Here is a 13,403-nt window from a genome sequence, read left to right as displayed (position 1 = left end):
TGTGACGATCAGCGCTTTTCCCGGGGGACGTCCATCACCGCGCAGACCACCTGCCAGACGTCCCTGGCGTCCCAGCCGGCCGCCAGCGCCTCGTGCACGGTGCGCCCGCCGAGCTCGGACATGACGTGGTCGCGCGCGAAGGTGTCCGCGTAGTCCGCGCCGAAGTGCTCCGCCATCCGCTCCCAGAAAACCGTCAACCGCATGCCCTCAGTATCCCGCCTGTGGGGGTGGCCCCCGGCCACTGCGCCCGTCGGCGCCGCTGTGCGCCTACGGTCACTCCCATGGCCGACACCAGAACCGCCCCACCGCCCCCGACGTCCCCGCCGAACGGCGCGCTCGCGCGAGCGGAACGGTTCGTCCGGCTCACCGCACGGGTGCTGGAGCAGCACCTCTTCGCCCACCTCTTCCGGGACGGCGGCGCGGCTCCGGTGGAGACGGCGCTGGACGCCTACCGCAACGAGGACGGCGGATACGGCCACGCGCTGGAGCCCGATCTGCGCGGCCCGGTCAGCCAGCCTCTGCACACCGCCCGCGCGCTGCGCGTGCTGGACGCCGTGGGACGCTGCGGCGGCCGGCGCGCGGAGGACGTGTGCCGTTACCTGACGTCCGTCTCCACACCGGACGGCGCGCTTCCGGCCGTCCACCCGAGTCAGCGCGGCTACCCGGCGGCGCCCTTCGTGCCGGTCGTGGACGACCCGCCCGGCGAGCTGCTGGCCACCGGGCCGGTGGTGGGGCTGCTGCACCGCAACGAGGTGTGGCACGCCTGGCTGTTCCGCGCCACGGACTTCTGCTGGCAGGCCGCGGAGACCCTGGAGAGGTCCCACCCCTACGAGATCGAGGCCGCCGTGGCCTTCCTGGACCACGCGCCGGACCGCGCCCGCGCGGAGGCCGCCGCCGAGCGGCTGGGCCGCCTGGTGCGCCGGCAGCGGCTCGCGGCGCTCGACCCGGACGACCTCGGCGCGTACCCGATCGCCCCCGGCTACGCGCCGGGCGAGCACCACTTCCCGCACGACTACGCGCGGACCCCCCACTCCCTGGCCCGCGCGTGGTTCACCGACGAGGAGATGGCACGCTCGCTGGACCACCTCGTGGCCGAGCAGCGGGAGGACGGCGGCTGGCCCGTCCGCTGGCGCCAGTGGGCCCCGGGCCCCGCTCTGGAGGCCCGCCCGATGGTGACGATCGAGTCCTTGAGCACCCTGGTGGCGTACGGCCGCGCCGTCGACTGACGGGCGGCCTGTCTCCTGCGGTACTCGTGACGGCGGGGGGCGGGCCCGTGTCACCCGCCCAGTGCCCGCACCCCCCGCCGTCACGACGACGGCCGCGGCGACCACGAGCAGGAACGGGGCGCGCAGGATCAGCGCCACGGCGGCCGCCCCCAGTCCGGCCGCTCGGGCGTCCAGGACCAGGGTCTGGCCGACGGAGAAGGTCTGCTGGGCCGTCAGCGCGGCGAGCAGGGCCACCGGCAGGAGCGCGGCCAGACGCCGGACGAGGGGCCGTTCCAGGACCCCGGCGGGCACCAGCAGCCCCGCGAGCTTCACGGCGTAGCAGCCGAGGACGGTCACGCCGATCGCGATCCAGATGGTCAACGGTCCTCCCCCGGTGCGTCACCGCGCGACGCGCGGGCGCGGCCCCGCGCCCACAGGACGGCCGGTGCCGCGAGCGCGGCCACCAGCACCGGCACACCGGCCGGCAGCAGGGGCAGCAGCCCGAGCCCCAGGAGGACGGCGAGCGCGGCGACGGTGCGCTCGGTGCCGGTCCGCAGCATCGGCGCGAGCAGCGCCAGGAAGACAGCGGGACCGGCCGCGTCCAGCCCCCACGCGCCGGTGTCCCCGATCGCCTCCGCGCCCAGCGCGCCGAGCAGCGTGGTGAGGTTCCACAGGACGTACAGGCTGAGCCCGGTCACCACGAAGCCGATCCGTGCGCCGCGCCGGGTGGGCTGGGCGAGCGACACGGCGGCCGTCTCGTCGATGACCCACTGCGCGGCGAACGGCCGCACCGCGCGGGGAAGCGCCAGCAACTGCGACAGCCGCAGCCCGTAGAAGGCGTTGCGCACCCCGAGGAAGAACGCCCCCGCCGCGGCGGTGAACGGCCCACCGCCGGCGGCCAGCGCCCCCACCAGCGCGAACTGGGAGGCGCCGGTGAACACGAGCAGACTGAGCGCACAGGTCTGGAGCAGGGTGAGACCGCTGCCCGCCGAGGTCACGCCGAAGGCGAAGCCGGAGAGTCCGACGGCGATCCCGACGCCGAGGGCGTCCCGCACGACGGCGCCGTCCGGCTTTCCTCCGCCGTCGTCCCGTACGTCCGCGAGTGCTGTTGCTGTCCGTTGCGCTGCCACGCCCCGGACGGTACGGGAAGGCCGCCCCGGGCGTCTTGTACGTTCTTGCGCTCGCGCTGGTAGGCGCCCGGCGGCACGCCGACGATGCGGCTGAAGTGCCGGTTCAGATGCGGCTGATCACTGAACCCGACCGCGAGGGCCGCCTCCGACGGCGCCGTCCCCGCGTCCAGCAGGCGCCGCGCACGCCGCACCCGCGCGTCGGTGAGCCAGGTGTGCGGCGGCATCCCGTAGGTGTCCCGGAACGCGCGCAACAGGGCGAACGGGCTGGTGCCGAGTTCGGCTGCCAGCCGCTCCAGGGTCGGCGGCCCGGCCATCCTCTCCTCGAGCACGGCACGCGCGCGTGCCGCGATCCGGGAGCCCGCCGTACGCACCTCGCGTCGCGGCAGCGTTCCGCCGTTCAGCCGGAGCAGCCGGGTCACCGCCACCCGGAGCAGGGTGTCGGCGGCGAGCGCGTTGCCCTCGTCGGTGGCCCGCAGCACCTGGTGCACCAGCCGCACGGTGTACGGGTCGTCGAGCACCGGCGTGACGAAACCCGGGGCACCGCGCAGCGAGGTGGTCTCCGCGGCGATCGCGGCCACCACTTCCGGCGAGGGGTACACCGCCCCGTACCGCCATCCCTCGGGGACACCCGCCCGGCCGGTGTGCGGGGTGTCGGGGTTCACCAGCGCGAGGGCTCCGGCGCCCGCGTACTGATCGCCGCCGCCGTGGTGGAAGATTTCGACCCCGTCGGCGATGGCGGCGATCACGAAGTGCTCATGGGTGTGCCGGACGAACGTCTTGCGTATGTACCGGGCACGCAGCAGATCGACACCGGGCAGTTCGTCGTACTGCCAGTGCCGCGCCCGCTCCCTGCGCGATTCCGCCATACGGCCATTGTCACGCGCGGTGCGCCGTCATCCTCCTCGGCCCGGCCGCCCCCGCCCCCGCCCCGGCCCGATTGTCAGTGGCCGGGTGCACGATGGACGCATGGTCAGCGATCCGCAGCGAGCCCTGGACGGCTTCTCCCCCGCGACCCGCGGCTGGTTCACGGGGGCGTTCTCCGCGCCCACGGCCGCCCAGGCGGGCGCGTGGCAGGCCATCGGGGAGGGCTCGGACGTGCTGGTGGTCGCACCCACCGGTTCCGGGAAGACCCTGGCCGCCTTCCTCGCCGCCCTGGACGGGCTGGCCACCGCGCCGCCGCCCGCGGACCCCAGGAAGCGCTGCCGTGTGCTGTACGTCTCGCCCCTGAAGGCCCTGGCCGTCGACGTCGAGCGCAACCTCCGCAGCCCGCTGACCGGAATCCGCCAGGAAGCGGTCCGCCTGGGTCTGCCCGAGCCCGAGGTGAAGGTCGGCATCCGCTCCGGCGACACCCCGCCCGCCGAGCGGCGCGCCCTGGCCACGCGCCCGCCGGACATCCTGATCACCACGCCCGAGTCGCTGTTCCTGATGCTGACGTCCGCCACGCGGGACGCGCTGACGGGCGTGGAGACGGTGATCCTGGACGAGGTGCACGCGGTCGCGGGCACCAAGCGCGGCGCGCACCTCGCGCTCTCCCTGGAGCGACTGGACGAACTGCTGCCCCGCCCGGCCCGCCGCATCGGCCTCTCGGCGACGGTGCGCCCGGTGGACGAGGTCGCCCGGTTCCTCTCCCCGCGCCGCAGGGTGGAGATCGTGCAGCCGGAGTCCGGCAAGGAGTTCGACCTCTCCGTGGTGGTGCCGGTCGAGGACCTGGGCGAGCTGGGCGGCTCCCCGGTCGCCGACGGCGCGGAAGGCGCCGAGCGGCCGTCGATCTGGCCGCATGTCGAGGAGCGGATCACCGACCTGGTGCAGTCGCACCGCTCGACCATCGTGTTCGCCAACTCCCGCCGCCTCGCCGAGCGCCTGTGCAACCGGCTCAACGAGATCGCCTACGAGCGGGCCACCGGTGAGCCCCTGGACGAGCACCACTCCCCCGCCGAGCTCATGGGCGGCTCCGGCGCCGCCCAGGGCGCGCCCACGGTCATCGCGCGCGCCCACCACGGTTCGGTGTCCAAGGAGCAGCGCTCGCTGGTCGAGGAGGACCTCAAGGCGGGCCGGCTGCCCGCGGTGGTCGCCACCTCCAGCCTGGAGCTGGGCATCGACATGGGCGCCGTGGACCTGGTGGTCCAGGTGGAGTCCCCGCCGTCCGTCGCTTCCGGCCTCCAGCGCGTCGGCCGTGCGGGGCACCAGGTGGGCGCGGTCTCCACGGGCGTGGTGTTCCCGAAGTACCGGGGCGACCTCGTGCAGGCGGCCGTGGTCACCGAGCGGATGCGCACCGGGGCGATCGAGTCCCTGAGGGTTCCCGCCAACCCTCTCGACGTCCTGGCCCAGCAGGTCGTCGCCATGACGGCCATGGACACCTGGCAGCTCGACGACCTGCTCGCCACGGTCCGCCGCGCGGCGCCCTTCGCCTCCCTGCCCGAGTCCGCCTTCACGGGCGTCCTGGACATGCTCGCCGGCCGCTACCCGTCGGACGCCTTCGCGGAGCTGCGCCCGCGCGTGGTGTGGGACCGGGTCACGGGTGAGATCACCGGCCGCCCGGGCGCCCAGCGCCTCGCCGTCACCTCCGGCGGCACGATCCCCGACCGGGGCCTCTTCGGGGTGTTCCTCGCGGGCGCCGATCCGAAGAAGGGCGGCGGGCGGGTCGGCGAACTCGACGAGGAGATGGTCTACGAGTCCCGCGTGGGTGACGTCTTCACGCTCGGCACCAGTTCCTGGCGCATCGAGGACATCACGCGCGACCGGGTCCTGGTCTCCCCCGCGCCGGGCGTGCCCGGACGGCTGCCGTTCTGGAAGGGCGACCAGCTGGGCCGGCCGCTGGAGCTCGGTCGCGCGGTGGGCGCCTTCCTGCGCGAGGTGGGCTCGCTGTCCCGGGACGACGCCCGGCTGCGGCTCCTCGCGGCGGGACTGGACGCCTGGGCCGCGGACAACGTCCTGTCCTACCTCGACGAGCAGCGCGAGGCCTGCGGCCACGTCCCCGACGATCGCACCATCGTGGTGGAGCGCTTCCGCGACGAGCTGGGCGACTGGCGGGTGGTCGTGCACTCGCCGTTCGGCGCCCAGGTGCACGCCCCGTGGGCGCTCGCGCTCGGCGCCCGCCTCTCCGAGCGGTACGGCATGGACGCCCAGGTGATGCACGCCGACGACGGCATCGTGCTGCGGCTGCCGGACGCGGACCTGATGGGCCTGGACCTGCTCGACCACGAGCCCATGAGGGCCGGTGCCGAGTACGACGCGGACCAGGCCCCCGTGGGCGCCGCCGACGTCGTCTTCGACAAGGGCGAGGTCGACCAGGTCGTCACCGACCAGGTGGGCGGCTCGGCACTGTTCGCGGCCCGGTTCCGCGAGTGCGCGGCCCGCGCACTGCTGCTGCCGCGCCGCAACCCGGGCCGGCGCACCCCGCTCTGGCAGCAGCGCCAGAGGGCCTCCCAGCTGCTCCAGGTGGCCGGCGAGTTCGGCTCGTTCCCGATCGTCCTGGAAGCCGTCCGCGAGTGCCTCCAGGACGTCTTCGACGTTCCGGGACTCGTCGAGCTGATGGGCGACCTGGAGTCCCGCACGGTACGGCTGGTGGAGGTCACCACCCCGGCGCCGTCCCCCTTCGCCCGCTCCCTGCTGTTCGGGTACGTCGCCCAGTTCCTGTACGAGGGCGACTCCCCGCTCGCCGAGCGCCGCGCCGCCGCCCTGTCGCTGGACTCGCGGCTGCTTGCCGAGCTGCTCGGCCAGGCGGAGCTGCGCGAACTGCTCGACGCCGAGGTACTGACCGAGCTGGAGCGCGAGCTGCAGTGGCTCACCGAGGACCGGCGCGTCAAGGACGCGGAGGGCGTGGCCGACCTGCTGCGGCTGCTCGGTCCGCTCACCGATGCGGAACTCGCCGAGCGCGGCGCCGAGCCGCAGTGGGCGCGGGACCTCGCGTCCGCGCGGCGCGCCCTCCGGGTGCGGGTGGCCGGGGCCGACCACTGGGCGGCGATCGAGGACGCCGGTCGGCTGCGCGACGCGCTGGGGACGGCCCTGCCGGTGGGTGTTCCGGAGGCGTTCACCGAACCCGTCAAGGATCCCCTCGGCGACCTCCTCGCGCGGTACGCGCGCACCCACGGCCCGTTCACGTCGGCCACGGCGGCGGCCCGCTTCGGACTGGGCGTGGCGGTCACCGAGGGCGCCCTCCAGCGGCTCTCGGCGGCGGGCCGGGTCGTCCAGGGCGAGTTCCATCCGGCCGGGATCGGGCAGGAGTGGTGCGACGCCGCCGTACTGCGCAGGCTGCGCCGCCGCTCCCTGGCCGCGCTGCGGCACGAGCTGGAGCCGGTGCCACCGGCCTCGCTCGCCCAGTTCCTGCCCCAGTGGCAGCACATCGGCAAGGGGCACACCCTGCGGGGCGTCGACGGACTGGTGCGCGCCGTCGAGCAGTTGCAGGGCGCGTCCGTGCCCGCGTCCGCCCTGGAGAAGCTGGTCCTGCCGTCCCGCGTGGCGAACTACGCGCCGGCGATGCTGGACGAGCTCACAGCCTCCGGGGAGGTGGTGTGGGCCGGTGCCGGTTCACTGCCCGGGAAGGACGGCTGGGTCTCCCTCTACCTCGCGGACGCCGCCCCGCTGCTCCTGCCGCCCCCGCACCCCCTGGAGCCGACCGCCCTCCACCAGTCCGTGCTGGACACCCTCTCCGGCGGCTACGGCCTGTTCTTCCGGCAGATCGCCGACCAGGTCCGCGCCACCACCCACCCCGAGGCCACCGATCCGCAGCTGGCCGACGCCCTGTGGGACCTCGCCTGGTCCGGACGGCTCACCAACGACACCCTCGGTCCCATGCGTTCTCTGCTCGGCTCCGGGCGCACGGCGGGCTCCACCGCCCACCGCGCGAAGCGCCCGGTCCCGCGCGGGCGCTACGGCTCCCTCACGGCAGCCGCCCGTGCCGCCTCGCGGACCGGCCCGCCGACCGTGGCCGGCCGCTGGTCCCTGCTCCCGGACCGGGAGACCGACACCACGGTGCGGGCGCACGCGCTGGCTCACACCCTGCTGGACCGGCACGGTGTGGTGACCCGGGGGGCCGTCTCCGCGGAGGGCGTCGAGGGCGGCTTCTCGGCGACGTACCGCGTTCTGTCTGCCTTCGAGGAGACCGGACAGGCCCGTCGGGGCTATGTGGTCGAGGGCCTGGGCGCCGCCCAGTTCGCCATGGACGGGGCCGTGGACCGCCTGCGCGCGGCGGCCAACGCCCGCGAACGGGGCGAGACCCTCCCGCCCGCGGACGAGCCCGGCCCCTTCGACGCGGGGCCCGGCTCCTTCGACCCGGCGCAGGGCCACGACGGCTCCCCCGGCGCCGGCGACAGCCCGTACCCGCGCCTGTCGCCGGGCGACTACGCCTCCCCGCGCGACCTGGCCCCGCAGGCCCCGCCCCCCTGGCGGAACGGCGGAGGTCCGTCGTACGACCCCTTCGCCGGCCGCCGTACCGGCCAGGACCGCACCGCGCGGGCCGTCGTCCTCGCCGCCGCCGACCCGGCCAACGCCTACGGTGCCGCGCTGGGCTGGCCCGAGCCCCCGACCGGCGCCGGACACAAGCCCGGCCGCAAGGCGGGCTCCCTGGTGGTGCTGGTGGACGGCGAGCTGACGCTCTACATGGAACGCGGCGGCAAGACCCTGCTGGCCTGGCCTGCGGACCCCGACGGCGAACCCGCCGGGGATCCCCGTCTCCCGGCCGCCGCCGAAGCCCTCGCCACGGCGGCCCGCGCGGGCTCCCTCGGCACGGTCACGGTGGAGCGCGTCAACGGCACCCCGGCTCTGACGTCCCCGCTGGGCGCCCTCCTGGAGAGCGCGGGTTTCGTGGCCACACCCCGAGGTCTGCGCCTGCGCGCCTGACCCGGCCGGTCCGACGTGCCACCCTTGACGCATGCCCGAAGGAGACACGGTCTGGCAGGCCGCGCGACGGCTGCACGGCGCCCTCGCGGGGAGGACGCTGACCCGCAGCGACCTCCGGGTGCCCCGGTACGCCACGGCCGACCTCACCGGCCGCACCGTGCTGGACGTCACCCCGCGCGGCAAGCACCTGCTGACCCGCGTCGAGGGCGGCCTGACCCTGCACTCGCACCTGAGGATGGACGGTTCCTGGCGGGTGTACGCCGACGGGCAGCGCTGGAACGGCGGCCCGTCGCACCAGATCCGGGCGATCCTCGGCACCGCCGACCGCACCGCCGTCGGCTACCGGCTGCCCGTGCTGGAACTGTTGCGCACCGCCGACGAGGACCGCGCGGTCGGCCACCTCGGGCCCGACCTGCTGGGCCCGGACTGGGACCCGGACGTCGCGCTGGCCAACCTGCTGAAGGACCCGGCCCGCCCGCTCGGCGAGGCTCTCCTCGACCAGCGGAATCTCGCCGGTATCGGCAATGTCTTCAAGAGCGAGCTCTGCTTCCTGATCGGCGTCACTCCCTGGCTCCCCGTGGGGGAACTTCCCGCCGAGCGGGCCGCGAAGCTGCCGGAACTCTCGAGGAGACTGCTGGAGTTCAATCGCGAACGCCCGATCCGCAGCACGACGGGCCGCCGCGGCCAGGACCTCTTCGTGTACGGCCGGGCACGCCGCCCCTGTCTGCGCTGCCGCACACCCGTCCGCGTCGCCGACCAGGGCGATGGCTCCCGCGACCGCCCCACGTACTGGTGTCCCACATGCCAGCCGGGCCCGGCCCCCACCCGACCGCGCTGATCACGCCCGCGTCCGCGACCACACGGCAGGACGCGGACGCGCTGCCCTCACCGATCGCCCGAGCGCCAGGCCCGCCGCCAACGCCCCGCCATGAGCGCGCCATGGGCCCGTGCCCGCGGAGTGCAGTGCACCGGCAGCAGGCTGAGCCCCCAGCCGCCGGCCGCGACCGCCCCTTCCAGCGCACCGGCCTCGGGGGCCAGCAACAGTCGCGCCACCGCCCACCACCACAGCGCCCCGCATCCCAGGGCGGTCCCCCAGCGCACCGTCCGTGCCGTCGCGACGGCACCCGGACCGCTCGCCGAAGGGCCGGCGGCCCTCAAGGCGACGTCACCCGTTCTCGGCCTGGAACATCCAGTGCTGCTTCTCGAGGTCCGCCGTGACCGCGATGAGGATGTCCTGGCTCACCGGGTCCGGGTCCGCGGTCGCCGCGACCCGTTCGCGCATCCGGGCGATGACCGCGCCCAGCGCGTCCACGAGCGCTCCCACGGCGGCTGAGTCGTCGACCCAGCCCTCCGGCGTCACGCCGATCCCGCTGCCCACGGCCACCGTCGCCGCACGCCCGTCGGGCGAGACGCCCAGTGCGGCGGCGCGCTCCGCCACCGTGTCGGAGTGCCCCCGCGCCAGGGTCACGACCTCGTCGAGCTGGAGGTGGACGGAACGGAAGCGTGGCCCGACCACGTTCCAGTGGATCTGCTTCGCCACCAGGGCGAGATCCACCAGGTCGACCAGGGCGCCCTGCAGCGCCTCCGACACGGTCTTCAGGTTCTCGTCGGACAACGGGCTCTTCACGACGTACATCCGCACCTCCGTGGCTGGTCCCCGCCTCGTCCTTCCACGATGACGGCCCCGGGCCGCACCGGCAAACGCACACGGGACACGTGGAGCGGCCCCCGCATGCGAAAAACCCCGGCGGCACCTCTCCGGATTTCCGGAGAGGCCCCTACCGGGGCATCTCACACCTTCACACCGCGCGGGCGCCGGACATCGTGCTCAGGCGGCGACGACGTCCACCGCCTCGGCGGGCGCCTTGATGGTCACCCGTTCCGGTGGCACACCGGTCACCGAAACAGAACCCAGCATCGGACGAACCGGCGTGGGTACGGGTTCGCTGGGGGTCGCTGCAGCAGACTGGGCCAGCTCGGCGAGGGCGAGCTCGTCGCTCACTTCCCGCATGAGCTCGGACATCCGTACGTCCAGCGCGTCGCAGATGGCGGAGAGCAGCTCGGAGGAAGCCTCCTTCTGCCCCCGCTCCACCTCGGAGAGATAGCCGAGTGAGACTCGGGCGGACGAGGAGACTTCGCGCAGAGTACGGCCCTGGCGCTGGCGCTGCCGACGCAGCACGTCACCCAGCAGGCGACGGAGCAGAATCATCGGTGGCTCCCTCCTCGGACCGCGTAGCCGCATCCTTCTCGCCCCACCGTACCGCCTCGCGCCGCGGCCGTGCGGGGAGCGATGTCGTGTTCACTCAGGGCTGCAAACATCAAAACCCCCCGTTCCGTTCCGTATCCTGTGCCCGCTCATTCCCGGTCTGTTCGCCCTCAAGCTCCCTCAGAAGCAGGGCGAGTACGCTCCGTGCACTCTCCATACGAATTTCCGCACGGTCGCCGTTCAACCGCAGATGCTCCACTTTTCCGCCACCGGCAGAACGGGAGCCCGCCCCGGGGGGCCCGTGCACGGCCACGAAGACCGTCCCGACGGCCTGCCCGTCCTGGGGGTCCGGACCGGCGACACCGGTCGTGGCGATGCCCCAGTCGGCGCCCAGCGCCGCGCGGACTCCGGCCGCCATCTGAGCCGCCACCTGCGGGTCCACCGCTCCGCGCTGCGCCAGCAGAGTGGCGTCCACGCCGAGCAGCCGGTGTTTCAAGTCGGTGGCGTAGGCCGTCACCGAGCCCCGGAAGGCCTTGGACGCCCCGGGCACCGAGGTGATCTCCGCCGCCACCAGGCCACCGGTCAACGACTCGGCGACGGCGAGGGTTCCGCCGTTCACGGTGAGTAGTCGCACCACGTCGGTGGCCGTGGAACTCACGCTTCCGTCTCCTCCAACGCGGCTTTGCGCTCGGCGATTCCCTCTCTGCGGAGCACAATGGCCTGTTTCACATAGTCGAGTCCGGTGACCACGGTCAGCACGACGGCCGCGGCCATCACCCACCACCGCAGCGTCGCCAGCCACCCCGTCAGCGCGAGCACGTACATGCCGACGGCCACGCCCTGCGTGAGGGTCTTCAGCTTGCCCCCGCGGCTCGCCGGGATGACGCCGTAGCGAATGACCAGAAAACGCAGCAGGGTGATCCCGAGTTCCCGGCCGAGGATGACCCCGGTGACCCACCAGGGCAGATCGCCCAGAGCGGAGAGACAGATCAGCGCCGCTCCCATGATCGCCTTGTCGGCGATGGGATCGGCGATCTTCCCGAAGTCGGTGACGAGGTTGTAGGTGCGCGCCAGATGACCGTCGAACAGGTCGGTGATCATGGCGACGGCGAAGGCCGCCCAGGCGAACGACCGCCATGCCGGGTCGTCACCACCGTGGGCGAGCATCAGCATCACGAACGCCGGTACCAGGAGCAGCCGGAGCATGGTCAGCAGGTTGGCGATGTTCCAGACGCTGGCCTGGTTGACGGCCGCCGCCGCGATCTTGGCACCGCGCGCCGGCTTCGTACCGTCCTCGGCGCCGACGCCCTCGTGGGGCGAGCGCGCCGCAGCCGCCTCGTCGCCGTGCGCCCGGTCGCCGCCCCGGCCGGACGACCCCGGAGCCGCGCCCCGGGCCTCCCGTGCGACGGCGCGGCCGGCGGCGGACACGCCTCCGGCCGCGGCGCCCGCCGCGCTCCTCGCGCCGGCGGGGCCACCTGCCGCCGATGCCGGGACACCCGTCATCTGCCCGCCTCCTCACCACGCGCGAGCGAACCCTGGAACAGTGGCTCGGCAACCAGATCGACACCTTCCGTGCCGACCACCTTCGCCTCGACCATACGGCCGACACTCAGACCCTCGCCGCTCGTGAGCAGCACCTGGCCGTCCGTCTCGGGAGCCTGGTGCGCGGCCCGGCCGTACACGCCCTCCTCCTCGTGCACCGACTCCACCAGCACGTGCACGGTCTCGCCGACCCGCTCCTCGGAGCGCTGCGAGACGAGTTCCTCGGCCATCCGGGAGACACGGGCCAGCCGCTCGGCGACGACCTCCTCGTCCAGCTTGCGGTCGTACGTGGCCGCCTCGGTGCCCTCCTCGTCGGAGTAGCCGAAGACGCCGATGGCGTCCAGCCGCGCGTGGTTCAGGAACCGCTCCAGCTCGGCCAGGTCGGCCGCGGACTCGCCGGGGAAACCGACGATGAAGTTGGAGCGCACACCGGCCTGGGGCGCCTTGCTCCGGATGGTGTCGAGCAGTTCCAGGAACCGATCGGTGTCGCCGAAGCGGCGCATCGCGCGCAGCACGTCGGGCGCGGAGTGCTGGAAGGACAGGTCGAAGTAGGGGGCGACCTTGGGCGTGGAGGTCAGCACGTCGATGAGGGTGGGCCGCATCTCGGCCGGCTGGAGGTAGCTGACCCGCACCCGCTCGAGGCCGTCGACCTCGGCGAGCTCGGGCAGCAGGGACTCCAGCAGGCGGATGTCGCCGAGGTCCTTGCCGTAGGAGGTGTTGTTCTCCGAGACCAGCATGACCTCCTTCACTCCCTGTTCGGCCAGCCACCGCGTCTCGTTCAGCACGTCGCCGGGCCGGCGCGAGATGAAGGAGCCGCGGAAGGAGGGGATGGCGCAGAAGGAGCAGCGCCGGTCGCAGCCCGAGGCGAGCTTCACGGAGGCGACCGGGGAGCCGTCCAGCCGGCGGCGCAGGGGGGCGCGGGGGCCGGAGGCGGGGGCGAGACCCTCGGGCAGATCCACCGGGCCGTGTCCCGGGAGCGCGACGGAGGCGGCGGAGTCCTGCCGCTCGGCCGGGCTGATCGGCAGCAGCTTGCGCCGGTCGCGCGGGGTGTGGGAGGCGTGGATGCCGCCGTTGAGGATGGTCTGGAGGCGATCGGAGATGTCGGTGTAGTCGTCGAAGCCGAGCACGCCGTCGGCCTCGGGAAGGGCCTCGGCGAGTTCCTTGCCGTACCGCTCGGCCATGCAGCCCACCGCGACGACGGCCTGCGTTCTTCCATGTCCCTTGAGGTCGTTGGCCTCCAGGAGGGCGTCGACCGAGTCCTTCTTGGCGGCCTCGACGAACCCACAGGTGTTGACGACGGCGACGTCGGCGTCCTCGGCGTCCTCCACGAGCTGCCAGCCGTCCGCCTCCAAACGGCCTGCGAGCTCCTCCGAGTCCACCTCGTTACGGGCGCAGCCAAGGGTGACGAGTGCGACGGTACGGCGTTCAGGCATGGGCTCAAGACTACTTCGTCCCGCAGACACCCCACGTCGACGGGGTTGG

General features: G+C 73.9%; 12 protein-coding genes and 1 pseudogene. 3 read left to right on the top strand and 10 right to left on the bottom strand.

From position 1 onward, the window contains the following. Positions 1-8: 8 nt before the first annotated feature. Positions 9-203, bottom strand: a complete 195-nt coding sequence (locus tag BU52_RS06930) for a DUF3046 domain-containing protein (RefSeq protein WP_037929858.1) — start codon at positions 201-203, stop codon at positions 9-11. A gap of 78 nt (positions 204-281) precedes the next feature. On the opposite strand from BU52_RS06930, the gene BU52_RS06925 reads away from it, so the two are divergent. Further along, a complete protein-coding gene (locus BU52_RS06925; RefSeq protein WP_037929855.1) occupies positions 282-1,226 on the top strand; it encodes a hypothetical protein in 945 nt (314 codons plus the stop codon). Between the two features lie 50 nt (positions 1,227-1,276). Here the strand turns inward: BU52_RS06925 and BU52_RS33300 are convergent. From BU52_RS33300 to BU52_RS06915, 3 genes and pseudogenes are all read right to left on the bottom strand, one after another. Further along, positions 1,277-1,586, bottom strand: a pseudogene (locus tag BU52_RS33300) (AzlD domain-containing protein). After that, positions 1,583-2,260 (bottom strand): AzlC family ABC transporter permease, encoded by a 678-nt coding sequence (locus tag BU52_RS06920; RefSeq protein ID WP_037929852.1) that lies wholly within the window; start codon positions 2,258-2,260, stop codon positions 1,583-1,585. Before BU52_RS06920 ends, BU52_RS33300 begins: the two are co-directional and overlap by 4 nt. Continuing rightward, the gene (locus BU52_RS06915; protein ID WP_037929849.1) at positions 2,200-3,201 is read right to left on the bottom strand and encodes an AraC family transcriptional regulator; all 1,002 of its coding nucleotides are present in this window, start codon (positions 3,199-3,201) and stop codon (positions 2,200-2,202) included. Before BU52_RS06915 ends, BU52_RS06920 begins: the two co-directional genes overlap by 61 nt. Positions 3,202-3,301: 100 nt before the next feature. Here BU52_RS06915 and BU52_RS06910 point away from each other — a divergent pair, with 100 nt between their 5' ends. Then, complete coding sequence (locus BU52_RS06910; RefSeq protein WP_037929846.1) at positions 3,302-8,173, top strand: ATP-dependent helicase; 4,872 nt, start codon at positions 3,302-3,304, stop codon at positions 8,171-8,173. 31 nt (positions 8,174-8,204) lie between these two features. Continuing rightward, entirely contained in the window at positions 8,205-9,011 is an 807-nt protein-coding gene (locus BU52_RS06905) for an Fpg/Nei family DNA glycosylase (RefSeq protein ID WP_037929843.1), read from the top strand. A 47-nt stretch (positions 9,012-9,058) separates the two neighbouring features. Here the strand turns inward: BU52_RS06905 and BU52_RS33295 are convergent, their stop codons facing one another. The 6 genes from BU52_RS33295 to rimO form a co-directional block, all read right to left on the bottom strand. Next, entirely contained in the window at positions 9,059-9,274 is a 216-nt protein-coding gene (locus BU52_RS33295; protein WP_107061098.1) for a hypothetical protein, read from the bottom strand. Positions 9,275-9,338: 64 nt separating this feature from the next. Then, a complete protein-coding gene (locus tag BU52_RS06900; protein ID WP_037929840.1) occupies positions 9,339-9,809 on the bottom strand; it encodes a Dps family protein in 471 nt (156 codons plus the stop codon). Positions 9,810-10,001: 192 nt separating this feature from the next. Beyond that, on the bottom strand, positions 10,002-10,382 hold the full coding sequence (locus BU52_RS06895) for a helix-turn-helix domain-containing protein (RefSeq protein WP_003993396.1): 381 nt from the start codon (positions 10,380-10,382) through the stop codon (positions 10,002-10,004). Between the two features lie 109 nt (positions 10,383-10,491). Next, positions 10,492-11,037 (bottom strand): CinA family protein, encoded by a 546-nt coding sequence (locus BU52_RS06890; protein ID WP_037929837.1) that lies wholly within the window; start codon positions 11,035-11,037, stop codon positions 10,492-10,494. Next, a complete protein-coding gene (pgsA, locus tag BU52_RS06885) occupies positions 11,034-11,882 on the bottom strand; it encodes a CDP-diacylglycerol--glycerol-3-phosphate 3-phosphatidyltransferase (RefSeq protein ID WP_037929834.1) in 849 nt (282 codons plus the stop codon). Before pgsA ends, BU52_RS06890 begins: the two co-directional genes overlap by 4 nt. Further along, positions 11,879-13,354: a 30S ribosomal protein S12 methylthiotransferase RimO gene (rimO, locus tag BU52_RS06880; RefSeq protein WP_078903139.1), complete on the bottom strand. Its 1,476-nt coding sequence runs from the start codon at positions 13,352-13,354 to the stop codon at positions 11,879-11,881. The genes pgsA and rimO overlap by 4 nt, the downstream gene beginning before the upstream one ends. Positions 13,355-13,403 lie beyond the last annotated feature (49 nt).

The sequence above is a fragment of the Streptomyces toyocaensis genome, assembly GCF_000725125.1.
Classification (GTDB): Bacteria; Actinomycetota; Actinomycetes; order Streptomycetales; family Streptomycetaceae; genus Streptomyces; species Streptomyces toyocaensis.
The sequence above is the reverse complement of the archived record's forward strand: the minus strand, read 5'-3'. Positions and strand labels throughout refer to the sequence as shown.

Bases quoted from the DNA above. Each gene is read 5' to 3' on its own strand.
- BU52_RS06900 (WP_037929840.1), bottom strand. From the start codon at position 9,809: ATGTACGTCGTGAAGAGCCCGTTGTCCGACGAGAACCTGAAGACCGTG.
- BU52_RS06910 (WP_037929846.1), top strand. From the start codon at position 3,302: ATGGTCAGCGATCCGCAGCGAGCCCTGGACGGCTTCTCCCCCGCGACC.
- pgsA (WP_037929834.1), bottom strand. From the start codon at position 11,882: ATGACGGGTGTCCCGGCATCGGCGGCAGGTGGCCCCGCCGGCGCGAGG.
- BU52_RS06930 (WP_037929858.1), bottom strand. From the start codon at position 203: ATGCGGTTGACGGTTTTCTGGGAGCGGATGGCGGAGCACTTCGGCGCG.
- rimO (WP_078903139.1), bottom strand. From the start codon at position 13,354: ATGCCTGAACGCCGTACCGTCGCACTCGTCACCCTTGGCTGCGCCCGT.
- BU52_RS06895 (WP_003993396.1), bottom strand. From the start codon at position 10,382: ATGATTCTGCTCCGTCGCCTGCTGGGTGACGTGCTGCGTCGGCAGCGC.
- BU52_RS06905 (WP_037929843.1), top strand. From the start codon at position 8,205: ATGCCCGAAGGAGACACGGTCTGGCAGGCCGCGCGACGGCTGCACGGC.
- BU52_RS06915 (WP_037929849.1), bottom strand. From the start codon at position 3,201: ATGGCGGAATCGCGCAGGGAGCGGGCGCGGCACTGGCAGTACGACGAA.
- BU52_RS06925 (WP_037929855.1), top strand. From the start codon at position 282: ATGGCCGACACCAGAACCGCCCCACCGCCCCCGACGTCCCCGCCGAAC.